This window comes from Pseudomonas sp. RtIB026 (assembly GCF_016861355.2).
Lineage (GTDB): Bacteria > Pseudomonadota > Gammaproteobacteria > Pseudomonadales > Pseudomonadaceae > Aquipseudomonas > Aquipseudomonas peradeniyensis.
This window is the reverse complement of record NZ_AP023348.2, coordinates 308,238-332,823: the sequence shown is the minus strand read 5'-3', so window position 1 is coordinate 332,823 and position 24,586 is coordinate 308,238. Positions and strand designations below refer to the sequence as shown.

Genomic DNA, 24,586 nt, shown 5'->3' with positions numbered 1-24,586 from the left:
AGCCCTTTTCGCCCAATGATTTTGCGGAGCTGGTGATGGTCGAACGTAAGGCTTCCGTCGAGCGCAATACCCTGGAAACCCAGGTCAAGTGCTCGATCAACCTCGATGGCAGCGGCAAGGCCCGATTTGAAATCGGCGTGCCTTTCCTTGAACACATGCTCGACCAGATCGCCCGACATGGGCTGATCGACCTGGACATCGAGTGCAAGGGCGACCTGCATATCGACGATCACCATACCGTCGAGGACGTCGGCATCACCCTGGGCATGGCGTTCGCCCAGGCCATTGGCGACAAGAAAGGCATCTTCCGCTACGGCCATGCCTATGTGCCGCTGGACGAAGCGCTGTCGCGCGTGGTCATCGATTTCTCTGGCCGGCCGGGCCTGCAGATGCATGTGCCCTACACCCGCGCCACCGTCGGCGGCTTCGATGTCGACCTGTTCCAGGAGTTCTTCCAGGGCTTCGTCAACCACGCCCTGGTGACCCTGCACATCGACAACCTGCGTGGCCACAACACCCACCACCAGATCGAGACCGTGTTCAAGGCCTTCGGCCGCGCGCTGCGCATGGCCGTTACCCTCGACGAGCGCATGGCCGGGCAGATGCCGTCCACCAAAGGGTGCCTGTAAATGCAGACGGTAGCCGTAATCGACTATGGCATGGGCAACCTGCACTCGGTGGCCAAGGCACTGGAGCACGTGGGCGCCGGCAAGGTGCTGGTGACCAGCGACGCCGCGGTGATTCGTGAGGCCGACCGCGTGGTGTTTCCCGGCGTCGGCGCGATCCGCGACTGCATGGCCGAGATCCGCCGCCTGGGCTTCGACAGCCTGGTCCGCGAGGTCAGCCAGGATCGCCCGTTCCTCGGCATCTGTGTCGGCATGCAGGCGCTGCTCGACCATAGCGAAGAGAACGAAGGCGTCGACTGCATCGGCCTGTTCCCAGGCCAGGTACGCTTCTTCGGTAAAGACCTGAAGGAAGACGGCGAGCACCTGAAGGTGCCGCACATGGGCTGGAACGAGGTCGGCCAGACCAATGACCACCCGTTGTGGCACGACATCCCCGACCGGGCGCGTTTCTACTTCGTGCACAGCTACTACATCAACGCCGGCAAGCCAGGCCAGGTGGTCGGTCGCGGCCACTATGGCGTCGATTTCGCCGCCGCGCTGGCCGATGGCTCACGCTTTGCCGTGCAGTTCCACCCGGAGAAGAGCCATACCCATGGCCTGCAGCTGCTGCAGAACTTCGTCGCCTGGGACGGGCGCTGGTAAATGAGCCGATCGAAGACCAAGGCCCCCGTCATCACGCTGGCCCCGGAGCAGGAGCGCGACGCGCTCGACACGCTCAAGCGCTTCCTCGAAGACCGCTTCGAGCTGGAGCTGGGGTCGTTCGAGGTGGCCGAGGTCCTCGAGCTGTTCAGCAAGGAAATTGCACCCCATTACTACAACAGGGCGATTGCCGATGTTCAGCTGCACCTCAAGGAGCGGTTCGAGAGCATCGAAAGCGACCTGTGGGCGCTCGAGAAGCCCTGAACCCAACGAACAAGACAGGTTGCCAAGATGCTGATTATCCCCGCTATCGATCTCAAGGACGGTGCCTGCGTACGCCTGCGCCAAGGCCGCATGGAAGACTCCACCGTATTCTCCGACGACCCGGTGAGCATGGCCGCCAAATGGGTCGAGGGTGGCTGCCGTCGCCTGCACCTGGTCGATCTGAACGGCGCCTTCGAAGGCCAGCCGGTCAATGGTGAGGTGGTCACCGCCATCGCCCGGCGCTACCCGAACCTGCCGATCCAGATCGGCGGCGGCATCCGCTCGCTGGAAACCATCGAGCACTACGTCAAGGCCGGCGTCAGCCACGTGATCATCGGCACCAAGGCGGTCAAGCAGCCCGAGTTCGTCGCCGAAGCCTGCAAGGCCTTCCCGGGCAAGGTCATCGTCGGCCTGGATGCCAAGGACGGCTTCGTCGCCACCGACGGCTGGGCCGAAGTGAGCTCGGTGCAGGTCATCGACCTGGCCAAGCGTTTCGAGGCCGATGGTGTCTCGGCGATCGTCTACACCGACATCGCCAAGGACGGCATGATGCAGGGCTGCAACGTGCCGTTCACCAAGGCCCTGGCCGAAGCCACCCGCATTCCGGTAATCGCCTCCGGTGGCATCCACAACCTGGGTGACATCAAGGCCCTGCTGGACGCGAAAGCCCCTGGCATCATCGGCGCCATCACCGGCCGCGCGATCTACGAAGGCACCCTCGACGTCGCCGAGGCCCAGGCCTTCTGCGACAACTACCAAGGCTGAGGAACGACCATGGCATTGGCCAAGCGCATCATCCCTTGTCTGGACGTGGATAACGGCCGGGTGGTCAAGGGCGTCAAGTTCGAGAACATCCGCGATGCCGGCGACCCGGTGGAGATCGCCCGCCGCTACAACGAGCAGGGCGCGGACGAGATCACCTTCCTGGATATCACCGCCAGCGTCGATGGCCGTGACACCACCCTGCATACCGTCGAGCGCATGGCCAGCCAGGTGTTCATCCCGCTGACCGTCGGCGGCGGCGTGCGCACTGTGCAGGACATCCGCAACCTGCTCAATGCCGGTGCCGACAAGGTGTCGATCAACACCGCCGCGGTGTTCAACCCGGAGTTCGTCGGCGAGGCGGCGGACCGTTTCGGTTCGCAGTGCATCGTGGTTGCCATCGACGCCAAGAAAGTCTCCGGCCCGGGCGAAACGCCGCGCTGGGAGATCTTCACCCACGGCGGTCGCAAGCCGACCGGGCTGGATGCCGTCGAGTGGGCGAAGAAGATGGAAGGGCTGGGTGCCGGCGAGATCCTGCTGACCAGCATGGACCAGGATGGCATGAAGAACGGCTTCGACCTGGGGGTTACCCGGGCGATCAGCGATGCGCTGGGGATTCCGGTGATTGCCTCGGGTGGTGTGGGTAATCTGCAGCACCTGGCCGACGGGATTCTGCAAGGGCATGCCAGCGCGGTGCTGGCGGCCAGTATCTTCCACTTTGGCGAGTACACAGTGCCGGAAGCCAAGGCCTTTATGGCGTCCCGCGGTATCGTCGTTCGATAGTTGTAGTGTTGGGGCCGTTCAACGGCCCCGCTGAACTACCTACAAGAAATTTACCGTGTCGGCAAAAATCAATCAAACGAAATTCGGTGAATTTCACCGACGCCTCTTTTGGTGAAAGTGAGCGCATCAGGTTTTCCCGCACCTGTTTGCAAGTCGTCGATTTTAAAGCGTTCGCCATTAAGTCTGCCTGAGTAGCAGATCATTAGTGTTTTGGGTAAGTTGGCAAAACACAGTTTTCCTACTCCCTGCCAGTCGGCAATTTCAACACTTTTTCCGACGATTTTATTGTCCTTGCACTCTTCGCGTGATTGGATTATCAGCATAGTGCCGTCATCATTTCCGCGAATAAGCGGTATGTAGCATTGGTTGTTGTTCGTTCCAATGACCCAGGCCCGGATGGAAAATGACTTAGGGTCAGGGTAGAAATTCTCTACTATTTCCCTGCGCTCATTCAGGCCTCGGGCGACATTGTGGTGACTCGCTGTGCCAATTGGTATTCCACTATAAGTCAAATTTGGATTTGAATAAAAGGGGATTCTGGGGCATGTACCTCCCGAGCAATCATAAGACATTTGTGTTCTGAATCGAGGTGAACCTGTATATCGGTAGCCATTCACGTAGGGTGGGTCTCTAGGCTCGCCTTCCTCCCAGTTGTGATACATTCCGAAGTTGTGGCCGATCTCGTGAGCCAGTGAGGGTAGATTACTAATGACACTGAACCCGTATTGTTTGCTAGGGCCATGCTTTCCAGCGCCGCCTCGTTCACTGTTAGCGACCAGCATCGAGACCAGATCAGCCCCAAGCTCATCACGTTTTTGCTTGACGTCCTCCATTCTGTAAGTTAGGTCATTGAGTATTTCACCGATTTTCGTTTTACCTGATTCGTCATAGTTAGAATCCAAAAATCCAGCAAGTTCAAATGTTATTGCTACGCCGCTATTTTTAATTATCGTATTTACATTTTGTAATTGTTCAGTCAACAGCAGGTGGCTGTTTGGGTGGGCTGCGCGCGATTGCCTGGTTGTTGCGAATAGAAGTCTTATATAACTATGTGTTGAGGACGGTTGGCTCTTTGGCCACATCCTGGCAGTTGCTAGTTCTGCGGGAGATGTTAAGTCTTGGTCAGGGGGTTGCTTTGATTCATCAACGTGGAATAGTACGTGTTTGTTGGCGGAGATAGGTTCTAAACGATAAGGCTTGCCGTCGATGAAAATGCTTGCAGCTATCTGTGTCCCATCCTTCATAATAGAGATCCAGTTGAGAGGATCCCATTCTATTTCAGTTGTTGTGGTGGATTTTTTTCTTTTATCTGATTGTATGCCGCCCACCCAGCCAACCATGCCCCTTCCAAATTGGTAGGAAGGTCTTCTTGTAAAAGTAATTGTTTTACCATTTTGTAGAGGAAGGCTTATGGTGTTGGAATCTTCACTAACGAGTGCAGTGTTAATCGTTACTTCTTGAATTTCTTGATTGGCCGGGTCTTCAATTATTTTTTGCAGGTAGGGTGAATTTGTTTTTTTTGCGGTAGTGTAGATTTCTGGTTGTATCTGGAATAACGGTTTTTGAATGTCGGTGGTGTGCGTTTGCGAGGTGCAGGCTGTAGTGAGCAAGTAGCTTGTGGTCAGAAGTACAAGTCTACGGTATATGAGATTCATGTTGAGTCCTCACTGATGTGAGGAACTAGTAAACTTGCGTTTGGCTTTTGGCAACAACTGGCAAAAGTGTTAGGTGAGGTTGCTGATCAGCCATGCTAAAACGCATGATTGGGGCCGCAACGCGGCCCCGGTTGTTTCACCCGTGATTCTTGCCGAGCAACGCGTGATACAGCTCGGTATCCCCCAGAATCCCCACCACCTTGTCGTTATCCTGCAGCACCAGCTTGTTGCCGGTCTGGTAACGAATCCGCAGCGCCTCGCGCATGCCGATATCGGCGTGCACCACGGTCGGCCTGCGCTCCAGCAGCTCCACGTCCTGCCCCGGTGCCCAGTTCTGCATGTCCAGCCCGTTCTGGCCCTGGCGTGCACGCTTGATCGAATTGCCTTCGCCAAGGTCCAGCCATGAGTCGATCCCCGGGTCCAGGCATACCGAGCCGTTGACCCGCCTGCACTGGTCCAGGCTGCGCATCAGGCTGCGACCGCACAGCACGTTGAGCGGGTTGGTGTGGGCGACGAAGGTGCGCACATACTCGTCGGCCGGGTTGAGCACGATGTCTTCCGGCTTGCTGTACTGGATGATCCGCCCGTCCTTCATGATCGCGATGCGGCTGCCCAGCTTCAGCGCCTCGTCGAGGTCGTGGCTGACGAACACGATGGTCTTGCTCAGCTTGCTCTGCAGGGCCAGCAACTCGTCCTGCAGGCCCTGGCGGATCAGCGGGTCGAGGGCCGAGAACGGCTCGTCCATCAGCAGGATGTCGGCGTCCATCGCCAGCGCCCGGGCCAGGCCCACGCGCTGCTGCATGCCGCCGGAGAGTTCGTCCGGCTTCTTGTTGCGCCACTGGGTCAGGCCTACCAGCTCGAGCTTTTCGTCGACCAGCTTGCGCCGTTCCTTCTCCGGGCGGCCCTGCATCTCCAGGCCGAAACTGATGTTCTCGCGCACCGTCAGCCAGGGCATCAGGGCGAACTTCTGGAACACCATGGCGATGCGCTTGGTGCGCATCATCTTAAGCTCCGCCGGGGTGCAGTGGGCGATGTCGATGTGCTTGCCTTCGTGCTCGACGAACAGCTTGCCGCGGCTCACGGTGTTGAGGCCGTTGATGCAGCGCAGCAGGCTGGATTTGCCCGAGCCCGACAGGCCCATCAGCACGCAGATCTCGCCCTTGTTGATGTCCAGGTTGGCCTTCTCGACGCCGACCACCAGGCCCGTCTGCTTGAGGATCTGCTCGCGGGTCTTGCCCTGGTCGAGTAGGGCCAGCGCTTCGCGCGGCTTGCTGGAGAAGATGACGTCGACGTCTTCGAAACGAATGATGCTCATGCCTCACCCCTTACCGGCAGCTCCGGTTGCTTGCAGATACGGTCGAGCATGATTGCCAGCAGCACGATCGCCAGGCCCGCTTCGAAGCCCAGGGAGATATCGGCGGTGTTCAGTGCGTTGACCACGGGTTTGCCCAGGCCGTCAGCGCCGACCAGGGCGGCGATTACCACCATCGACAGCGACAGCATGATGCACTGGGTGACGCCGGCAGCGATGCTTGGCATGGCGTGCGGCAGTTCGATGCGGGTGAGCAGCTGGCGGCGCGAGCAGCCAAACGCCTTGCCCGCGTCCATCAGCTCTTGCGGCACATCGCAGATGCCCAGGTAGGTGAGGCGGATAGGCGCGGCGATGGCGAACACCACGGTAGAGATCAGCCCCGGTACCACGCCCAGGCCAAACAGGGTCAGGGTCGGGATCAGGTAGACGAAGGTGGGCACGGTCTGCATCAGGTCCAGCACCGGGCGCATGGCGGTATAGAACATCGGCTTGTGCGCGGCGGCGATGCCCAGCGGCACGCCGATGACAACGCACACCACCGTGGCGAAGGTGACCTGCGCCAGGGTTTCCATGGTCTCCTGCCAGTAGCCCAGGTTGAGGATCAGCAGGAACGACAGGGCGACGAATACGGTAAGGGCCCACTTGCGCTGGATCAGGTGCGCGAGGGCGGCGAACAGGGCGATGAGCACGAACGGGTTGAACCAGGTCAGGGCGCTGGTGACCCCATGGATCATGAATTCCAGGCCTGCGGCGATGGCGTCGAAGTAGCTGGCGCCGTTCTGGGTCAACCATTCGACGAATGAGGCGATGTACTGCCCCAGGGGTATTTTCTGATCGATAAGCATGATAGCGAGCTTCCACCTGCAAAGATTGAAATCAGTTCGGGGCGGGCACGGTCCCGCCCCGCGGTGTTGCCATTGCGTCTTGCGTTATTGCGTCAGTTTGGCCTTGGCCGCCTCGAGGCCGGGTTTGCCGTCCACGGTGCTTACGCCGGCCAGCCAGGCATCCAGTTTGCCGGGGTTGTCCTTGAGCCACTTCTTGGCCGCGGCCTCAGGTTTCATCTTGTCGTCCAGGACATAGCCCATCATGGTGCTTTCATCCTTGAGCTCGAACGACAGGTTCTTCAGCAACTGGCCGACGTTGGCGCATTCCTGCGCATAACCCTTGCGGGTGTTGGTGAGCACGGTGGCCTTGCCGAAGTCGGGACCGAAGTAGGCGTCCCCGCCGGTCAGGTACTGCATCTTGAAGCGGGTGTTCATCGGGTGCGGTTCCCAGCCGAGGAACACGATCGCCTCGTCGCGCTTCTGCGCCCGGTCGACCTGGGCGAGCATGCCGGCCTCGCTGGACTGCACGATCTGGAAACCGGCGTCCTTAAGGCCGAAGGCGTTGTCGTCGATCATCTTCTGGATGGTGCGGTTGCCGTCGTTGCCGGGTTCGATGCCGTAGATCTTGCCCTTGAGGTCCTGCTTGAACTTGGGCAGGTCGGCGAAGTCCTTCAGACCCTTGTCATACAGGGCCCGGGGCACGGCCAGGGTGTACTTGGCGTTCTCCAGGTTGGCGCGCACGGTCTCGACGGTGCCGGCGTCGCGGTACTGCTTGATGTCGTTCTCCATGGTCGGCATCCAGTTGCCGAGAAACACGTCCAGGTCCTTGCCGGTGGCCAGCGACTTGTAGGTCACCGGTACCGAGATCATGGTGGTGTGGGTCTTGTAGCCCAGGGCTTGGAGCACGACGCTGGTGGTCGCGGTGGTGACCGTGATGTCGGTCCAGCCGACATCCGAGAAACGCACCGTTTGACACTGCTCGGGTTCGGCGGCCTGGGCCAGCAGCGGAGCGGACAGCAACGCGACCAGCAACAGCGAGGGTGAACCTTTCATGGATGGACTCCTGTGATTTTATCTTCGGGTTCGCGTGGGTCGCCGGGCGTTCTCAGGGCTCCGGTCGACCAGGCCTGCAGAGGGCAGGATGCGAGGCCGTGCAATACGAGTCGCTTTCGATAATCCTCCAGCGTTCGGCAATCGCCTACTGGTGGCGTCGTATCCAGTACAGGACGGGTCGCATCCAGTACGGACGATGTCGCAACTGGATTTTTCCACCCCCCGGCCTCGGTTTTTACGGCGTCCCGGCGCTGGAAAACGGCGCACGCAGGGCCGGTGCAGTGGCGGCGCTGCTGGACAAAAGTACGTCGGTTGCAGACGGCGAGGGGGTGGGCAAAAGCCCGATGATGCGAGCATTCCAAGGCGGCTCGAGCTTTCAGCCTAGCAGTTGCGCAAGGCGGTGTTCGGCGCTGCGAGACAAGCCCATCAAGAGGTGATGCGACAATGGCCATCAGCGTGTTCGACCTGTTCAAGATCGGTGTCGGGCCTTCCAGCTCACACACCGTCGGCCCCATGCGCGCCGGCGCGCTGTTCGTCCAGGGGCTGCGCGAACGCGGCGAGCTGGAGCGGGTTCGGCGCATCGAGGTGCGGCTGTATGGCTCGCTGTCGGCCACCGGCGTCGGCCACGGCACCGACAACGCCACGATCATGGGCCTGATGGGCGAATGGCCCGACGCCATCGACCCCAGCCAGATCACCCCACGCATCGCCGACCTGCGCGAAACCCGCGTGCTCAAGCTCGACAATCGCTTGCCCATCGAGTTTGTCTGGGGCCGCGACATGCTGTTGCTCGACCAGAACCTGCCGTACCACCCCAACGCCATGACCCTGATCGCCGAAGGCGAGGACGGCGAGCTGCATCGCGACACCTATTACTCGGTGGGCGGCGGCTTCGTGGTCGATGCGGCCCAGGCCGCCAGTGGCGTGCTGGACGCCGACCAGACTGTACTGCCTTATGACTTCAACAGCGCTGCAGAACTGCTGCGCCTGTGCAGGCAAAACGACCTCAGCGTGTCGCAATTGATGCTGGCCAACGAAAAGGTCTGGCGCAGCGAGGCCGAGATCCGCGCCGGCCTGCTCAAGCTCTGGCAGGCCATGCAGGAGTGCGTGGACAACGGCCTCAAGCATGAAGGGATTCTGCCCGGCGGGCTCAATGTACGCCGCCGCGCCGCCAAGCTGCACCGCAGCCTGCAGGAACTGGGCAAACCCAATGTGATCGGCTCGACCATGAGCGCCATGGAGTGGGTCAACCTCTACGCCCTGGCGGTCAACGAGGAGAACGCCGCCGGCGGGCGCATGGTCACCGCGCCCACCAACGGCGCGGCCGGGATCATTCCGGCGGTGCTGCACTACTACATGCGTTTCTCCGATGTGGTGGACGAATCCAACGTGGTGGACTTCTTCCTCGGCGCGGCGGCGGTGGGCATCCTGTGCAAGAAGAACGCCTCGATCTCCGGCGCCGAGGTCGGTTGCCAGGGCGAGGTCGGTTCGGCCTGCGCCATGGCCGCGGCGGGCCTGGCCGAAGTGCTGGGCGCGACGCCCGCGCAGTTGGAGAATGCCGCCGAGATCGCCCTGGAGCACAACCTCGGGCTGACCTGCGACCCGGTCGGCGGCCTGGTCCAGGTGCCGTGCATCGAGCGCAACGCCATCGCCGCGGTGAAGGCGATCAACGCCGTGCAGATGGCCCTGCGCGGCGACGGCGAGCACTTCATCTCCCTCGACCAGGTGATCCGCACCATGCGCGATACCGGCGCCGACATGCACGACAAGTACAAGGAAACCTCGCGCGGCGGCCTTGCGGTCAGCGTCATCGAGTGCTGATGCGCCGTTCTGGCCCACGCCTGACCGATGCGCCACATTCTGGCGCATCGGTTGTCATCTACCGGCTGTCGCCTGTCGTTACCAGCAGGGTCATTGTCGGTGACACTCAAGTCTGTCGCATCTGGGCAACCTTCCCACAAGTGCTACCGAATTGCTCAGCGGTGACGCGCAGGGGCGCTGGCGCGCCCGTTTGCGTTTGACCTGACGCTCATCACCCGGCCCGCTGGAAGGCGCATGCCGACGTCGTTTTTGGGTTTTATTGGATGAGCGTTCAATTTCAGGCATGCCATTTGCGTTGAGATTGGCAAAGCCCCTGCATACGAAACGGGGCCATTACAAGAACAGTGCTCGCCTGAGGCACACCCTGCATTGTGTGAGGAGAAATCGCGATGACGTCGTACACCTCCGGGAACCCAACCCAGAACCGCACAGCACCCCAGTCCATCGGCTTTCTCCTGCTGGACAACTTCACCCTCATCTCCCTGGCCTCGGCCGTCGAACCCCTGCGCATGGCCAACCAGCTGTCCGGTCGCGAGCTGTACCGCTGGCACACGCTGACCGTCGACGGTGGCCAGGTATGGGCCAGTGATGGCCTGCAGATCACCCCGGACGCGGCGATGCACAACGCACCGCCCATGGACACGGTGATCGTCTGCGGCGGCGTGGGCATCCAGCGCACCGTCACCCGCGAGCACGTCACCTGGCTGCAGGCCCAGGCCCGCCAGTCGCGCCGCCTGGGCGCGGTGTGCACCGGCAGCTGGGCGCTGGCCTGCGCCGGCCTGCTCGACGGCTTCGACTGCAGCGTGCACTGGGAATGCCTGGCGGCGATGCAGGAAGCCTACCCCCGGGTGAACATGAGCACCCGCCTGTTCACCCTCGACCGCAACCGCTTCACCAGCTCCGGCGGCACCGCGCCGCTGGACATGATGCTGCACCTGATCAGCCGCGATCATGGCCGCGAGCTGTCGGCGGCGATCTCCGAGATGTTCGTCTACGAGCGCATCCGCAACGAGCAGGACCACCAGCGCGTGCCGCTCAAGCACATGCTCGGCACCAACCAGCCGAAGCTGCAGGAAATCGTCGCGCTGATGGAAGCCAACCTCGAGGAGCCGATCGACCTGGACGAATTGGCGGTGTACGTGGCGGTGTCGCGGCGTCAGCTCGAGCGCCTGTTCCAGAAGTACCTGCACTGCTCGCCGTCGCGCTACTACCTCAAGTTGCGCCTGATCCGTGCCCGGCAGTTGCTCAAGCAGACGCCGATGTCGATCATCGAGGTGGCGTCGGTGTGCGGGTTCGTGTCCACGCCGCACTTCTCCAAGTGCTACCGCGAGTACTTTGGCATCCCGCCGCGTGACGAGCGCGTGGGTTCGAACACCACCCAGCAGGTGGCGATGATGCCGATTCCGCAGGCCATGGCCCTGTCGCCGCACAGCGGGCCGATGGCGGCGCTGAGTCAGGCGCGTAATGAGTCGACCTTTGCCAGCGTGCGCCTGTAGCTGAAAACTGGCCCCCTGTAGGAGCGGCCTTGTGCCGCGAAAGGGCTGCAAAGCAGCCCCAGCAATCTAGGCATCAACGCTAAGATCCTGGGGCTGCTGCGCAGCCCTTTCGCGGCACAAGGCCGCTCCTACAAAGGGCCAGTCAATGCTTCAGGCGCGCTTGTTGAACTGCGCCAACGCCGGCAGCAGCTGCTTGTCGATGGCCTGGCGCACGGCCGGCAGGATCGTCGCGCTGCCGGTGTACATCTGCTCGACCATGCCCTTCAGGGCCCGCGCATTGGGCTCGGTCAGCCCGCGTATCACCACCTCGCAGGCCTGCTCGGCGCTGGCGCCGGCCGGAATGTCGAAACCCCGTGAGCGCAGCTGGCCCAGCAGGTCGTCCTGGTCGATCAAGTCCGCATGCATCATGACTGTTGTCCTTCGCCGCTGTTGTTTGCCATCGATTCTGTGTCCGACGCGCCAGGGCGGCAAGGGCGGATTGTCGCGATGGCCGCTTTGGCTAAGAACAGGTCGTTTACGGCTAAATCGAGCGTACTGGAAGGCTGCACACTGAAGTCATTCACGGCACCGAGGGTTTGGTCACCCTCACTGCATGCACAGTGGATGTTGCTCGCTCTTGGCCCCGGATGCTCACGGCTTTCCGGGGTTGTTTTTTTGAGAGCGGTGGGGGCTGCTGCGCAGCCCTTTCGCGGCACAAGGCCGCTCCTACAGAGGTTACGCAAACCCGCTGTAGGAGCGGCCTTGTGCCGCGAAAGGGGCGTAAAGCGCCCCCAGGATCTGTCAGCCAGCAGGTAACCCCAGCACGCGCCCGACAAACTGTGGTGCCTGCAGATCACGCTGCTCATCCATCAGGCCCTGCAGCAGCGCAACACTGTGCTCCCCAAACGGCGCCGACTTCGGCCCCGCCAGATCCACATGCAGCAGCATCTGTTCACTGGCCGCCAAGGCCTCGTCGAACCCCTCCCGGTGCAGGCTGTGGTACAGATGCAGGCGCTTCCTGTCGAAGCCGATGACCTGCGTCTGCACCCACACCTCGGTATCGAGCTTCACCTCGTGCAGGTAGTTGATGTGTGCCTCCAGGGTGAACAGCGAATGCCCGCTCTGGCCACGAGCATCGGCGTCCAGGCCGATGCGCTCCATCAGCGCATCGGTGGCGTAGCTGAAGATCAGCAGGTAATAGGCATCGCGCAGGTGGCCGTTGTAGTCGACCCATTCCGGCAACACCCGGGTACGGTAGGTGATCAGTGCAGGCATCGTGTTCTCCTCAGTCGCCGAAGGCCATGCCGTGACTGGCTTTGCTGGAACTGACCGCCTCCAGCACCGCCAGCAGGGTGTCATCACGATAGCGCTCCAGCGCGGCGATGCTGCGTTCACCCAACTGCTCCGAGGTACCTTCCACCACATCGTCGATCAGCTTGTCAGTCAGCTCCGGTGCCGGCAGGTAAGTCCAGGGCAGCTTCAGCGCCGGGCCGAACTGGGCCATGAAGTGGCGCATCCCGGCGTCGCCACCGGCCAGGGTGTAGGTGAGGAAGGTGCCCATGAACGACCAGCGCAGGCCTGCGCCGAAGCGGATCGCGTCGTCGATCTCGCCGGTGCTGGCGACGCCATCGTTGACCAGGTGCAAGGCCTCGCGCCAGAGCGCTTCGAGCAGGCGGTCGGCGATAAAGCCGGGGACTTCCTTGCGTACATGCAGCGGGCGCATGCCCAACGCGGTGTAGATGGTTTTCGCCGCCTCGATGGCGTCCGGGCTGGTATTGCGGCCACCGACGATCTCCACCAGTGGCAACAGGTACACCGGGTTGAAGGGGTGGCCCACCACGCAGCGCTCGGGATGGGTGGCCGACTCGTAGAACTCGCTGGGCAGCAGGCCCGAGGTGCTGGAACCGATGATTGCATTCGGCTTGGCGGCGGCGCTGATTTTCGCGTGCAGGTCGAGTTTGAGGTCCAGGCGTTCGGGTGCACTCTCCTGGATGAAATCGGCGTCGCGCACGCATGCCTCGATGGTGGCGACAAAGGTCAGGCGATCCTGCGAGGCGCCGGGCGCCAGGCCCTGCTTCTGCAGGGCCGGCCAGGCATTGGCGATGCGCTTGCGCAGGGCCTCCTCGGCGCCCGGCGCCGGATCCCAGGCGATCACGTCCAGGCCATGGGCCAGGGCGCGGGCAACCCAGCCGCTGCCGATCACGCCGCTACCCAGGGCGGCGAAGGTCTTGATGTCGGTAATGAAAGGCATATCTGGCTCCTGCGGAACGTTGTTCAATGATGTGTCGTGCACGCGTGGGAGCAGGCTTGGCCCGCGATCACCGGCCAAGCCGGTGCCATCCGGCACGGTGCCTGTTTCGCGGGGCAAGCCCGCTCCCACAAGATCCCCATGATCTGCGGGGGCTCAGCGACGCCTGAGGTTCATCTTTTCCCGGCCTTCGGCCGGGGTGAGCACGCGGGCACCCATGCGGGTGATGATTTCCGCAGCCCGTTCCACCAGTTGACCGTTGCTGGCCAGCACGCCGCGGTCCAGATACAGGTTGTCCTCAAGCCCCACCCGCACGTTGCCGCCGAGCAGCACCGCCTGGGCGGCCATGGGCATCTGCATGCGGCCGATGCCGAAGCCGGCCCAGGTCACGTCGGCGGGCAGGTTGTCGACCATGGCTTTCATGGTGGTGGTGTCGGCCGGCGCGCCCCAGGGAATGCCCAGGCACAGCTGGAACAGCGGGTCGTCCAGCAGGCCTTCCTTGATCATTTGCTTGGCGAACCACAGGTGGCCGGTGTCGAAGATCTCCAGCTCGGCCTTCACGCCCAGTTCGGTAATGCGTTTTGCACCTGCGCGCAGCTGGGCCGGGGTGGAGACGTAGATGGCGTTACCATCGCCGAAATTGAGGGTGCCGCAGTCGAGGGTGCAGATTTCCGGCAGCAGTGCCTCGACGTGGGCCAGGCGCTCCAGCGGGCCAATCAGGTCGGTGCCTGGGCCGAATTCCATGGGCGACTCGCCCGGGCCGATCTCCAGGTCGCCGCCCATGCCGGCGGTGAGGTTGACGATGATGTCGACGTCGGCCTCGCGGATGCGCTCCATTACTTCGCGGTAGAGGTTGACGTCGCGGCTGAAGCGGCCGGTTTGCGGATCTCGAACGTGGCAGTGGACCACGGTGGCGCCGGCCTTGGCGGCTTCCACGGCGGCTTCGGTGATCTGTTTCGGGGTGACCGGGACCAGGTGGCTCTTGGCGACCGTGTCGCCGGCGCCGGTGAGGGCGCAGGTGATGATGACGTCGTGGTTCATGGTGGATTCCTGGTAATGATTTGGGCGATAGATTTCTGTAGGAGCGGCCTTGTGCCGCGAAATGGCCGCAAAGCGGCCACAGAAGCTCAGCAGCGCCACATAAATCCTGGGGCTGCCGCGCAGCCCTTTCGCGGCACAAGGCCGCTCCTACAGCGACCGGGTTGACTGGTCAGTTGGCAGTGAGCTTGAGGTTGTCCGCGGCGGGCTTGCCATCGAAGGTCGTTACCCCGTCAAGCCAGCGGGCCTTGTCCTCGGGGTGGTCCTTGAGCCACTGGCGGGCGGACTCCAGCGCGTCCTTGTGATCGAGCAGCGGCTGCATCATCCGGCTCTCGTCCTCGGCGCTGAAACTCAGGTTGGCCAGCAGGCGGTGAGCGTTGGGGCAGCGTTCGGCATAGTCCGGCGCGGTCACCGTCCACACCGTGGCGCGGCCTTCGTCCGGGCCCAGGGCATCCTGGCTGTCGCCGAGATAGACCATGTCGATGTTGACGTTCATCGGGTGCGGCGCCCAGCCGAAGAACACCACCGCCTCCTTGCGCCGTACCGCGCGATCCACCGCGGCGAGCATGCCGGCCTCGCTCGACTCGACCAGCTGGAACTTGCCCAGGTCGAACTGGTTCTTGCTGATCATCGCCTTGATCTGGGTATTGGCGCCCGAGCCTGGCTCGATGCCGTAGATCTTGCCGCCCAGCTCCTTCTGGAACTTGTGGATGTCGGCGAACGTCTTCAGGCCCTTGTCGGCCAGGTACTTGGGCACGGCCAGGGTGGCGCGGGCGTCTTCCAGGCTGGGCTTGTCGAGGACCTTGACCTGCTTGGCCTGGATGAACGGGGTGATGGTCTGGGTCATGATCGGGTTCCAGTACCCAAGGAACATGTCCAGGCGCTTGTCGCGGATGCCGGCGAAGATGATCTGCTGCGAGGCGCTGGTCTGCTTGGTCTGGTAGCCCAGGCCATCGAGCAGCACCTGGGCCATGGCGCTGGTGGCGATCACGTCGGTCCAGTTGACCACGCCCAGGCGCACGTCCTTGCAGACGGCGGGTTCGGCGGCGAACAGGGGAGCGGCTACGGTGGTGCTGAGCACGAGGGACAACAGGCTGCGGCGGATAAAGCGTTGCATGGTGGCTCTCCATCGGCAGTGCATATTGTTATGGGTCCGGCCTCTGCGGGCCGTGAGAACACGCTACGCTGGCAGCAGGGTGGAAAATCGCACCCTGGCGACCAACACTTGCACGGAGGCGACCACCTTTGCGCGGAGCATGCGATGCCGGAAACCATAGACTTCCTGTTGCTACCCGGCTTTTCCGCCATGGGTTTCATCAGTGCCATCGAGCCGTTGCGCGTGGCCAATCGCTTCCGTGGCCCGTTGTACCGCTGGCGTGTACTGAGCCTGGACGGTGGCGCGGTAGAGGCCAGCAACGGCATGTCGGTGAATGCCGACGGCGCGCTGGGGGAGGGTGGGCATGGGCGACTGTTGCTGCTGGTGGCCGGCTTCGAGCCACTGGCGTGCTATGGGTCGGCGCTGCAACAGACGCTGCGCCGCCTCGACCATGAAGGCGTGGTGCTCGGGGGCATCGACACGGGCGCGATGGTGCTGGCTGAGGCCGGGCTGCTCGACGGTCACCGGGCGACCCTGCACTGGGAGGCGCTGGAGGCGTTCAAGGAGCGCTATCCACGTCTGCAGGCGACCCAGGAGCTGTTCGAGATCGACCGCCGACGCATCACCTGCGCCGGCGGCACGGCCTCCATCGACCTGATGCTCGACCTGATCGCCCAGGCCCACGGCAGTGAGCTGGCGGTGCAGGTTTCCGAGCAGTTCGTGCTCGGGCGAATACGCCCGCGCCAGGACCACCAGCGCATGGAGATCGCCACGCGTTATGGGCTGCGCAACAAGAAGCTGGTGAAGGTGATCGGCGAGATGGAGCGCAACACCGAACTGCCGCTCAACACCCAGGTGCTGGCCGATGGCGTGCAGGTGACCCGGCGCCAGTTGGAGCGGCTGTTTCGCTTGTACCTGGACGACACGCCCAGTGGTTTCTACCTGCGGCTGCGGCTGGACAAGGCCCGCCAGTTGCTGCGCCAGACCGACATGAGCGTGCTGGAGGTGGCGGTGGCGTGCGGATTCGAGTCGGCGTCGTATTTCACCCGCTGCTATCGGACGCGGTTCGAGCGGTGTCCGCGGGAGGATCGACTGGCCAAGGTAGTTTGAGGCCGGGCCCAGGACCTTTGTAGGAGCGGCCTCGTGCCGCGAAAGGGGTGCGAAGCGCCCCCATGAATCGTGCATCAAGCTGATATTGCCAGGGCCGCTTCGCGGCCCTTTCGCGGCACGAGGCCGCTCCTACAGGTTAAAACGGCACAACGCGGTGTTCCTGTTGACCAATGGTCTGCAGATACTCCGACCGCTCATCGCTACGCTGCGCTACACAGGTGTTCCATGCCGCCTCGAACGCCTTGCTGCCTGGCTTTTCGGCATAGGTCTCGACCTTGCAGTCGGCATCGCGCAATTGCGCCCACAGCTTCTCGGCTGCCTCCATACGCCCGGTCAGCGCACCGGCCTTGTCGCTTTCGTCGGCGTACTGGTCGCGGATGCGTTGCATCAAGTCATCGTAGGCAGCCTTCAGCTCGCGCTCGGCGGTCTGCTTGTTGTAGGCCGCGCAGGCATAGCCCTGCTGGTCGCTCTCGACGTTGTCGCAGGGCGTGCTTTCTTCTTCGGCGGCCTGAGCGCCGCACGCGACGGCCAGCAGGACCAGCCATGCCATTGATTTCATCCGTTTTCTCCTGAACAGGCTGACGAATCGCCGGGATTCTCGCTCAGCCTCGGGCGCGGCGATAGCTCCCTGACGAAATGTTCATCAAAGGCTTGCAAAGGCAGTTGTCGAGACTGGCTCTCATCTGCGAGGCGCAGGCCAGAGCGTGCCCTGTCGGGCTTTGACGCTTTCGGCAAACCCCCTGTCGTTTTTGCATCGGGGCGCCTCGGGCGGCAGGCATATGCTGGCCCCAAAGCGCCGGCACAAGGTTCGGTGCATGCAGACTTCAATAAAAGGGGACAGCCTGATGAGCCCAGCCGAACTTCACGCCGACAGCATCGTCATCGACGGCCTGATCATTGCCAAATGGAACCGCGAGCTGTTCGAGGACATGCGCAAGGGCGGGCTGACCGCGGCCAACTGCACGGTCTCGGTGTGGGAGGGCTTCAAGGCCACCGTCGACAATATCGCGTCCAGCCAGAAGCTGATCCGCGACAACAGCGACCTGGTGATGCCGGTGCGCACCACCGCCGACATCCGCAAGGCCAAGGAGCTGGGCAAGACCGGCATCCTTTTCGGCTTCCAGAACGCCCATGCGTTCGAGGACCAGATCGCCTATGTCGACGTGTTCAAGCAACTGGGCGTGGGCATCGTGCAGATGTGCTACAACACCCAGAACCTGGTGGGCACCGGTTGCTACGAGCGTGATGGTGGCCTGTCGGGCTTCGGCCGCGAGATCGTCGCCGAGATGAACCGCGTCGGCATCATGTGCGACCTGTCCCACGTCGGCTCCAAGACCTCCGAAGAAGTCATCCTCGAGTCGAAGAAGCCGGTCTGCTATTCCCACTGCCTGCCATCGGGCCTCAAAGAACACCCACGCAACAAGTCCGACGCGGAGCTGAAGTTCATTGCCGACCACGGCGGCTTCGTCGGCGTGACCATGTTCGCGCCGTTCCTCGCCAAGGGCATCGACTCGACCATCGACGACTACGCCGAGGCCATCGAGTACACCATGAATATCGTCGGCGAGGATGCCATCGGCATCGGCACCGACTTCACCCAGGGCCACGGCCAGGACTTCTTCGAGTACCTGACCCACGACAAGGGCTACGCCCGGCGCCTGACCAACTTCGGCAAGATCATCAACCCGCTGGGTATCCGTACCGTCGGCGAGTTCCCCAACCTGACCGAAACCCTGCTCAAACGCGGCCACTCCGAACGCGTGGTGCGCAAGATCATGGGCGAGAACTGGGTCAGCATCCTCAAGGATGTGTGGGGCGAATAAAGCCGCTCTCCAAGCCTGAAAGCCCCTGCCAGCAACGCCGGGGCATCCAAACAAAAAATTTTATGGAGTTGAGTTTCCATGGCCAAGATCGCCCCGCAATTGCCAATCGAAGTCGACAGCGAGACCGGTGTCTGGACCAGCGACGCCCTGCCGATGCTCTATGTGCCACGGCATTTCTTCGTCAACAACCACATGGGCATCGAGGAGGTGCTGGGCGCCGACGCCTACGCCGAGATCCTCTACAAGGCGGGCTACAAGTCGGCCTGGCACTGGTGTGAAAAAGAAGCCGAATGCCATGGCCTGGAAGGCGTGGCGGTGTTCGAGCACTACATGAAGCGTCTGTCCCAGCGTGGCTGGGGCCTGTTCGAGATCCAGGACATCGACCTGGACAAAGGCACTTGCAGCGTGAAGCTGAAACACTCGGCGTTCGTGTACGTGTACGGCAAGGTTGGGCGCAAGGTCGATTACATGTTCACCGGCTGGTTCGCCGGTGCAATGGATCAGATTCTCGCTGCCCGCGGCAGCAAGATCCGCACTGTGGCCGAGCAGGTCTATGGCGGGTCGGAAGAAGGCCACGAAGATGGCCTGTTCGTTACAAAGCCGTTGTAAGCCGGAGATAGCGTCATGGCCTTCGAAGCAATGTTCCAGCCGATCCAGATCGGCAAGCTGACCATCCGCAACCGTGTGCTCAGCACCGCGCACGCCGAGGTCTACGCCACCGACGGCGGCATGACCACCGACCGCTACGTGAAGTACTACGAAGAGAAGGCCAAGGGCGGCATCGGCCTGGCCATCTGCGGCGGCTCGTCGGTGGTGGCCATCGACAGCCCGCAGGAGTGGTGGTCGTCGGTGAACCTGTCTACCGACCGCATCATCCCGCACTTCCAGAACCTCGCCGACGCCATGCACAAGCATGGCGCCAAGATCATGATCCAGATTACCCACATGGGCCGTCGCTCGCGCTGGGACGGCTTCAACTGGCCGACCCTGATGTCGCCGTCGGGCATTCGCGAACCGGTGCACCGCGCCACCTGCAAGACCATCGAGGTGGAGGAGATCTGGCGGGTGATCGGCAACTACGCGCAAGCGGCGCGTCGTGCCAAGGAGGGCGGCCTGGATGGTGTCGAGCTGTCGGCCGTGCACCAGCACATGATCGACCAGTTCTGGAGCCCACGGGTCAACAAGCGTACCGACGAGTGGGGCGGCACCTTCGAAGGCCGCATGAAATTTGGCCTGGAAGTGCTCAAGGCCGTGCGCAAGGAAGTCGGTGACGACTTCTGCGTGGGCATGCGCATCTGCGGCGACGAGTTCCACCCCGATGGCCTGAGCCACGAGGACATGAAGCAGATCGCCGCCTACTACGACGCCACCGGCATGCTCGATTTCATCGGCGTGGTCGGCTCGGGCTGCGACACCCACAACACCCTGGCCAACGTCATCCCCAACATGAGCTACCCGCCGGAGCCCTTCCTGCACCTGGCGGCCGGCATCAAGGAAGTGGTCAAGGTCCCGGTGCTGCACGCGCAGAACATCAAGGACCCGAACCAGGCAACGCGCATCCTCGAAGGCGGCTACGTCGACATGGTCGGCATGACCCGCGCGCACATCGCCGACCCGCACCTGATCGCCAAGATCAAGATGGGCCAGGTCGACCAGATCAAGCAGTGCGTCGGTGCCAACTACTGCATCGACCGTCAGTACCAGGGCCTGGATGTGCTGTGCATCCAGAACGCCGCGACCTCCCGTGAATACATGGGCGTGCCGCACATCATCGAGAAATCCACCGGGCCGAAGCGCAAGGTGGTGGTGGTTGGCGCAGGCCCGGCCGGCATGGAGGCGGCCCGCGTCGCCGCCGAGCGTGGCCACGACGTCACCGTGTTCGAGAAGAAAGACCAGATCGGCGGGCAGATCACCATCGCCGCCAAGGCGCCGCAGCGCGACCAGATCGCCGGCATCACCCGCTGGTACCAGCTGGAGTTCGCCCGCCTCAAGGTCGACCTGCGCCTGGGGACCGCCGCGGATGTGGACACCATCCAGGACCTGCGCCCGGACATCATCGTGCTGGCGGTGGGCGGCCATTCGTTCCTCGAGCAGAACGAGCACTGGGGTGCCGCCGAAGGGCTGGTGGTGAGCAGCTGGGATGTGCTGGATGGCAAGGTGGCGCCGGGCAAGAACGTGCTGGTGTACGACACCATCTGCGAGTTCACCGGCATGTCGGTAGCCGACTTCATCGCCGACAAGGGCAGCCAGGTCGAGATCGTCACCGACGACATCAAGCCGGGCGTGGCCATGGGCGGCACGAGCTTCCCGACCTACTACCGCAGCATGTACCCCAAGGAAGTGATCATGACCGGCGACATGATGCTGGAAAAGGTCTATCGCGAGGGCGACAAGCTGGTGGCGGTGCTCGAGAACGAGTACACCGGCGCCAAGGAAGAGCGCGTGGTCGACCAGGTGGTGGTGGAGAACGGTGTGCGGCCTGACGAGCAGCTGTACTACGCGCTCAAGGACGGCTCGCGCAACAAGGGCCAGATCGACGTGGAGGCGCTGTTCGCCATCAAGCCGCAGCCGATCCTCAGCCAGCCGGGCGAGGGTTACCTGCTGTATCGCATCGGTGACTGCGTGGCCCAGCGCAACGTGCATGCGGCGATCTATGACGCCTTGCGCTTGTGCAAGGACTTCTGATCGATACACATCGTCGCCACCGGGCGCGGTCCCTGTGGGAGCGGGTTCACCCGCGAATGCGTCAGCACTGACTACACCGTTGCCTGATCGGACGCATTCGCGGGTAAACCCGCTCCCACAGGGGGCCAATCCCATCTTCAGAGTGGCGCAAGAATCCAGCTGTTGTGGGAGCCTCCCATGTTGAACACCCTCTTACCCATCCTGCTGTTCACCGCCCTCGGCCTGGCGGTGCTCGGCGCCCTGCGCCGGGTGCGCATGTGGCGGCGCGGGCGGCCTAGCAAGGTTGACCTGATTGGTGGCCTGCTGGCCATGCCGCGGCGCTACCTGGTGGACCTGCACCATGTGGTCGAGCGCGACAAGTACATGTCCAAGACCCACGTCGCCACCGCAGGCGGCTTCGTGCTGTCGGCCGTGCTGGCGATCCTGGTGCATGGCTTCGGCCTGCACAGCAAGATCCTCGGCTACGCCTTGCTGGTGGCCACGCTGATCATGTTCACGGGCGCGCTCTTCGTCTTCAAACGCCGGCTCAATCCGCCTTCGCGCCTGTCCAAGGGCCCATGGATGCGCCTGCCGAAAAGCCTGCTGATGTTCGCGGCGAGCTTCTTCATCGCCACGCTGCCGGTTGCCGGCATCCTGCCGGAAGGGACCGGTGGCTGGGTGCTGGTCGCCTTGCTGGGCGTTGGCGTGCTGTGGGGCGTGTCCGAGCTGTTCTTCGGCATGACCTGGGGCGGCCCGATGAAGCACGCCTTCGCTGGTGCCCTGCACCTGGCTTGGCACCGCCGCGCCGAGCGCTTCGGCGGTGGCCGCTCCACCGGCCTCAAGCCGCTGGACCTCGAAGACCCCAACGCACCGCTGGGCGTGGAGAAACCGGTCGATTTCACCTGGAACCAACTGCTCGGTTTCGACGCCTGCGTGCAGTGCGGCAAGTGCGAGGCCATGTGCCCGGCGTTCGCCGCCGGCCAGCCGCTGAACCCGAAGAAACTCATCCAGGACATGGTCATCGGCCTGGCCGGTGGCACCGACGCGCAGTTCGCTGGCAGCCCTTACCCCGGCAAGGCGGTCGGCGAGCATGGCGGCCATCCGCACCAGCCGATCGTCAACGGCCTGGTGGATGCCGAGACGCTGTGGTCGTGCACCACCTGCCGCGCCTGCGTCGAGGAATGCCCGATGATGATCGAGCATGTCGATGCCATCGTCGACATGCGCCGCCACCTGACCCTGGAAAAGGGCGCCACGCCGAACAAGGGCGCCGAGGTGCTGGACAATCTGATCGCCACCGACAACCCTGGCGGTTTCGCCCCGGGCGGGCGGATGAACTGGGCGGCCGACCTCAACCTCAAGCTGATGTCCGAGGTGAAGCGCACCGATGTGCTGTTCTGGGTCGGCGACGGCGCCTTCGACATGCGCAACCAGCGCACCCTGCGGGCCTTCGTCAAAGTGCTCAAGGCTTCGGGCGTGGACTTCGCCGTGCTCGGCCTTGAGGAGCGCGACAGCGGTGACGTGGCCCGGCGCCTGGGCGACGAGGCGACCTTCCAGCAACTGGCCAAGCGCAACATACAGACCCTGGCCAGGTACCAGTTCCAGCGCATCGTCACCTGCGATCCGCACAGCTTCCATGTGCTGAAGAACGAGTACGGCGCCCTCGGCGGCGACTACCAGGTGCAGCACCACAGCACCTACATCGCCGAGCTGATCGCCGCGAACAAGCTCAACCTCGGCCAGCACAAGGGCGGCAGTGTCACCTACCACGACCCGTGCTACCTGGGCCGCTACAACGGCGAATACGAAGCCCCGCGCGAAGTGCTCAAGGCGCTGGGTATCGAAGTGCGCGAGATGCAGCGCTCGGGCTTCCGCTCCCGCTGCTGCGGCGGTGGTGGCGGTGCGCCGATCACTGATATTCCCGGCAAGCAGCGTATTCCCGACATGCGCATGGACGATATCCGCGAAACCGAGGCCGAGCTGGTGGCGGTGGGTTGTCCACAGTGCACGGCGATGCTCGAAGGCGTGGTCGAACCGCGTCCGCAGATCAAGGACCTGGCCGAGTTGGTGGCTGATGTGCTGATCGAAGACCAAACCCCTGCAACCCCGAAGTCGCAGGCCGCCAAACGTGAACCTGCGGAGGTGCACTGATGAGCGACATCATCCGCCGCGACCCACGCGCCGAGTGGATCGCCCGTAACCGCCTGCACCCGCTGCACGCGGCGATGCAGACGCAACAGACGAGCTGGATGGGCCCCCACGGCATTATCCGCAAGAACCCGCACGCGATCGCCGCCGGTTTCATCGGCCCCAGCGGCCTCAAGCGCATCGACCGCAGCGGCGCCCAGCAGGGCACCGGTGTCGGCGGGCGACGCAGTGCGGCCGCCGAAGTGCAGTTGCCGCTGCACACTGTGGTGCAACCGGCCTTCTACATTGCCGTGGTGCCGGACATGGTCGGTGGCCGCCTGGGCAGCCACGACCGCGACCTGCTGGGCCTTGCCCATAGCCTTGCCGGTAGCGATGGCGCAGTGTTGGCCGTCGTGTTCGGCGAGCACAAGGAAAACAACTTTTCCACAGCCGGCGTTGATCGGTTGCTGGTCATCGAGGGCGAGGCCTTCGCAGGTTATGCACCGGAGCAACTGGTCCAGGGCCTGCTGACTGTGGATAACCAATTCGCGCCGCGCCACTGGCTGTTGCCCGACAGCCGTACCGGCGGCGGCGAACTGGGACGCCGCCTGGCCGCCGCGCTGGGCGAACGCCCGGCGACGCGGGTGTGGCAGGTCAAGGATGGCCAATGCATCGGTCGCGCCGGTGCCGGCCAGCAGGATATCCAGCGCAGTGTGCCGCGGTTGATCCTGGCCGCCGCCGAATGTGCAGAGCCGGTCAGCGAAACCCGTCACGAAGTGCTGCCGGTGGAGTTGTCCACAGGCGTGGCACGCAGCCTGTCGCGTATCGAAGACCTGGGCTCGGTGGCCGTCGACCCGGCCGCCATCGCCATGGCCGAGGCCGAGTTCATCGTCTCCGGTGGCAACGGCGTCAAGGACTGGGACCTGTATCACCGGGCCACCGCGGCCCTCGGCGCCACCGAGGGTGCGTCGCGGGTGGCGGTGGACGACGGCTTCATGCCGCGCAACCGCCAGGTCGGCGCCACCGGCACCTGGGTCACGGCGCGGGTCTACGTGGCCGTGGGTATATCCGGCGCCATCCAGCACCTGCAGGGCATCGGTGCCTGCGACAAGGTGGTGGCGATCAACATGGACCCAGGCTGCGACATGATCAAACGGGCCGACCTGTCGGTGATCGGCGACAGCTCGGCGATTCTCAAGGCGCTGATCGAGGCTGTGGACAACTTCCGCAGCGGCGGCCAGCGCGACGCGGCATAGGGGCAGCGAG

At 63.2% G+C, this 24,586-nt stretch carries 23 protein-coding genes; 13 read left to right on the top strand and 10 right to left on the bottom strand.

Features of this window, described 5'->3' with window-relative positions; genetic code table 11:
* Positions 1-35 precede the first annotated feature (35 nt).
* Genes hisB through hisF form a run of 5 tightly spaced genes read left to right on the top strand, consistent with a single transcriptional unit; the run spans position 36 to position 3,074 of the window.
* Positions 36-629, top strand: a complete 594-nt coding sequence (gene hisB, locus PRtIB026_RS01560; RefSeq protein WP_028688464.1) for an imidazoleglycerol-phosphate dehydratase HisB — start codon at positions 36-38, stop codon at positions 627-629.
* On the top strand, positions 630-1,268 hold the full coding sequence (gene hisH / locus PRtIB026_RS01555; RefSeq protein ID WP_203649682.1) for an imidazole glycerol phosphate synthase subunit HisH: 639 nt from the start codon (positions 630-632) through the stop codon (positions 1,266-1,268). It begins immediately after the preceding gene.
* Positions 1,269-1,529, top strand: coding sequence for a DUF2164 domain-containing protein (locus PRtIB026_RS01550; RefSeq protein ID WP_050703409.1), 261 nt, complete (start codon positions 1,269-1,271; stop codon positions 1,527-1,529).
* A 27-nt stretch (positions 1,530-1,556) separates the two neighbouring features.
* Positions 1,557-2,294, top strand: a complete 738-nt coding sequence (gene hisA / locus PRtIB026_RS01545) for a 1-(5-phosphoribosyl)-5-[(5-phosphoribosylamino)methylideneamino]imidazole-4-carboxamide isomerase (RefSeq protein ID WP_203649684.1) — start codon at positions 1,557-1,559, stop codon at positions 2,292-2,294.
* 9 nt (positions 2,295-2,303) lie between these two features.
* Positions 2,304-3,074 carry an imidazole glycerol phosphate synthase subunit HisF gene (gene hisF, locus PRtIB026_RS01540; RefSeq protein ID WP_203649686.1) on the top strand — a complete coding sequence of 257 codons (771 nt, stop codon included), beginning with the start codon at positions 2,304-2,306 and terminating at the stop codon, positions 3,072-3,074.
* 68 nt (positions 3,075-3,142) lie between these two features.
* Here the strand turns inward: hisF and PRtIB026_RS01535 are convergent, their stop codons facing one another.
* The 4 genes from PRtIB026_RS01535 to choX (PRtIB026_RS01520) form a co-directional block, all read right to left on the bottom strand.
* Positions 3,143-4,729, bottom strand: coding sequence for a M12 family metallo-peptidase (locus PRtIB026_RS01535; RefSeq protein ID WP_203649689.1), 1,587 nt, complete (start codon positions 4,727-4,729; stop codon positions 3,143-3,145).
* Positions 4,730-4,865: 136 nt separating this feature from the next.
* On the bottom strand, positions 4,866-6,044 hold the full coding sequence (gene choV / locus PRtIB026_RS01530) for a choline ABC transporter ATP-binding protein (RefSeq protein WP_203649691.1): 1,179 nt from the start codon (positions 6,042-6,044) through the stop codon (positions 4,866-4,868).
* Positions 6,041-6,889: a choline ABC transporter permease subunit gene (gene choW, locus PRtIB026_RS01525; RefSeq protein ID WP_172402369.1), complete on the bottom strand. Its 849-nt coding sequence runs from the start codon at positions 6,887-6,889 to the stop codon at positions 6,041-6,043. Before choW ends, choV begins: the two co-directional genes overlap by 4 nt.
* A gap of 81 nt (positions 6,890-6,970) precedes the next feature.
* The gene (gene choX / locus PRtIB026_RS01520) at positions 6,971-7,918 is read right to left on the bottom strand and encodes a choline ABC transporter substrate-binding protein (RefSeq protein ID WP_203649700.1); all 948 of its coding nucleotides are present in this window, start codon (positions 7,916-7,918) and stop codon (positions 6,971-6,973) included.
* 444 nt (positions 7,919-8,362) lie between these two features.
* Here choX (PRtIB026_RS01520) and PRtIB026_RS01515 point away from each other — a divergent pair, with 444 nt between their 5' ends.
* Positions 8,363-9,739 (top strand): L-serine ammonia-lyase, encoded by a 1,377-nt coding sequence (locus PRtIB026_RS01515; protein ID WP_203649710.1) that lies wholly within the window; start codon positions 8,363-8,365, stop codon positions 9,737-9,739.
* 389 nt (positions 9,740-10,128) lie between these two features.
* Positions 10,129-11,235 (top strand): GlxA family transcriptional regulator, encoded by a 1,107-nt coding sequence (locus PRtIB026_RS01510; RefSeq protein ID WP_050703415.1) that lies wholly within the window; start codon positions 10,129-10,131, stop codon positions 11,233-11,235.
* A 150-nt stretch (positions 11,236-11,385) separates the two neighbouring features.
* Here the strand turns inward: PRtIB026_RS01510 and PRtIB026_RS01505 are convergent, their stop codons facing one another.
* The 5 genes from PRtIB026_RS01505 to choX (PRtIB026_RS01485) form a co-directional block, all read right to left on the bottom strand.
* On the bottom strand, positions 11,386-11,643 hold the full coding sequence (locus tag PRtIB026_RS01505; protein ID WP_028688456.1) for a hypothetical protein: 258 nt from the start codon (positions 11,641-11,643) through the stop codon (positions 11,386-11,388).
* 372 nt (positions 11,644-12,015) lie between these two features.
* Positions 12,016-12,489: a thioesterase family protein gene (locus tag PRtIB026_RS01500; RefSeq protein ID WP_203649712.1), complete on the bottom strand. Its 474-nt coding sequence runs from the start codon at positions 12,487-12,489 to the stop codon at positions 12,016-12,018.
* A 10-nt stretch (positions 12,490-12,499) separates the two neighbouring features.
* Positions 12,500-13,465 carry an L-carnitine dehydrogenase gene (locus tag PRtIB026_RS01495; protein ID WP_203649714.1) on the bottom strand — a complete coding sequence of 322 codons (966 nt, stop codon included), beginning with the start codon at positions 13,463-13,465 and terminating at the stop codon, positions 12,500-12,502.
* 153 nt (positions 13,466-13,618) lie between these two features.
* Positions 13,619-14,503, bottom strand: a complete 885-nt coding sequence (locus PRtIB026_RS01490) for a 3-keto-5-aminohexanoate cleavage protein (RefSeq protein WP_203649716.1) — start codon at positions 14,501-14,503, stop codon at positions 13,619-13,621.
* Between the two features lie 169 nt (positions 14,504-14,672).
* Complete coding sequence (choX, locus tag PRtIB026_RS01485) at positions 14,673-15,617, bottom strand: choline ABC transporter substrate-binding protein (protein ID WP_203649724.1); 945 nt, start codon at positions 15,615-15,617, stop codon at positions 14,673-14,675.
* Between the two features lie 144 nt (positions 15,618-15,761).
* On the opposite strand from choX (PRtIB026_RS01485), the gene PRtIB026_RS01480 reads away from it, so the two are divergent.
* Positions 15,762-16,706 (top strand): GlxA family transcriptional regulator, encoded by a 945-nt coding sequence (locus PRtIB026_RS01480; protein ID WP_203649726.1) that lies wholly within the window; start codon positions 15,762-15,764, stop codon positions 16,704-16,706.
* Positions 16,707-16,842: 136 nt separating this feature from the next.
* Here the strand turns inward: PRtIB026_RS01480 and PRtIB026_RS01475 are convergent, their stop codons facing one another.
* Positions 16,843-17,265, bottom strand: a complete 423-nt coding sequence (locus PRtIB026_RS01475; RefSeq protein WP_203649728.1) for a lysozyme inhibitor LprI family protein — start codon at positions 17,263-17,265, stop codon at positions 16,843-16,845.
* Between the two features lie 286 nt (positions 17,266-17,551).
* Here PRtIB026_RS01475 and PRtIB026_RS01470 point away from each other — a divergent pair, with 286 nt between their 5' ends.
* From PRtIB026_RS01470 to PRtIB026_RS01450, 5 genes are all read left to right on the top strand, one after another.
* Positions 17,552-18,529, top strand: a complete 978-nt coding sequence (locus PRtIB026_RS01470; RefSeq protein WP_050703428.1) for a dipeptidase — start codon at positions 17,552-17,554, stop codon at positions 18,527-18,529.
* A 78-nt stretch (positions 18,530-18,607) separates the two neighbouring features.
* Positions 18,608-19,138 carry a DUF5943 domain-containing protein gene (locus tag PRtIB026_RS01465; protein ID WP_203649730.1) on the top strand — a complete coding sequence of 177 codons (531 nt, stop codon included), beginning with the start codon at positions 18,608-18,610 and terminating at the stop codon, positions 19,136-19,138.
* Positions 19,139-19,153: 15 nt separating this feature from the next.
* A complete protein-coding gene (dgcA, locus tag PRtIB026_RS01460; RefSeq protein WP_203649732.1) occupies positions 19,154-21,214 on the top strand; it encodes an NADH:flavin oxidoreductase in 2,061 nt (686 codons plus the stop codon).
* A 177-nt stretch (positions 21,215-21,391) separates the two neighbouring features.
* Positions 21,392-23,344: a (Fe-S)-binding protein gene (gene dgcB / locus PRtIB026_RS01455; RefSeq protein WP_203649734.1), complete on the top strand. Its 1,953-nt coding sequence runs from the start codon at positions 21,392-21,394 to the stop codon at positions 23,342-23,344.
* Positions 23,344-24,576: an electron transfer flavoprotein subunit alpha/FixB family protein gene (locus tag PRtIB026_RS01450; protein WP_203649736.1), complete on the top strand. Its 1,233-nt coding sequence runs from the start codon at positions 23,344-23,346 to the stop codon at positions 24,574-24,576. Before dgcB ends, PRtIB026_RS01450 begins: the two co-directional genes overlap by 1 nt.
* Positions 24,577-24,586 lie beyond the last annotated feature (10 nt).